Raw genomic sequence first — 701 nt, 5'->3', positions numbered from 1 at the left:
CTACTACTGAACCGTTACTACCTTGGGTAACAGAGGCTACTGGCGAGATCGCTGCTTCAGTGCCATCGGTTGAGTCATCATCATTCGCAAGCACATCGATATCAATCGCTGCATCTTCGTTAGTCGTCGCGGTATCGTTAGTCACAACCGTTAAATCATTCACGGCATCGACCGTGACATTAACCGTGGCTTCTTGACCTTCTTCATTGGTATAAGTAAAGCTATCCGACCCGTTAAAGTAAGCATTCGGTGTGTATTTCACCGTGCCATCGGCATTGATAGTCACGATACCATTGGTACCTTGAGTCACGCTTTCTACTGGCGAAACAGCCGCTTCAGTACCATCAACCGTATCGGTGTCATTCGCAAGTACATCGATATCAATTGCCGCATCTTCGTTAGTCGTCGCGGTATCATCAGCCACAACCGTTAAATCATTAACCGCATCCACAGTGACATTAACCGTGGCTTCTTGGCCTTCTTCGTTGGTATAAGTAAAGCTATCCGTGCCGTTAAAGTCAGCATTTGGTGTGTATTTCACCGTGCCATCAGCGTTGATAGTCACGATACCATTGGTACCTTGAGTCACGCTTTCTACTGGCGAGACCGCCGCTGCAGTGCCATCGGTTGAGTCATCGTCATTTGCAAGCACATCGATATCAATTGCCGCATCTTCGTTAGTCGTCGCGGTATCGTTAGCT

1 protein-coding gene is annotated in these 701 nt (G+C 47.9%); it reads right to left on the bottom strand.

Annotated features, from left to right (window positions below):
- On the bottom strand, positions 1-701 hold a 701-nt coding region (locus tag MT391_RS20715; RefSeq protein ID WP_499499984.1), incomplete at both ends, for an Ig-like domain-containing protein.

Source organism: Vibrio sp. 1-Bac 57 (assembly GCF_037546855.1).
Lineage (GTDB): Bacteria > Pseudomonadota > Gammaproteobacteria > Enterobacterales > Psychromonadaceae > Psychromonas.
This window is presented reverse-complemented; position numbering and strand designations above follow the sequence as displayed.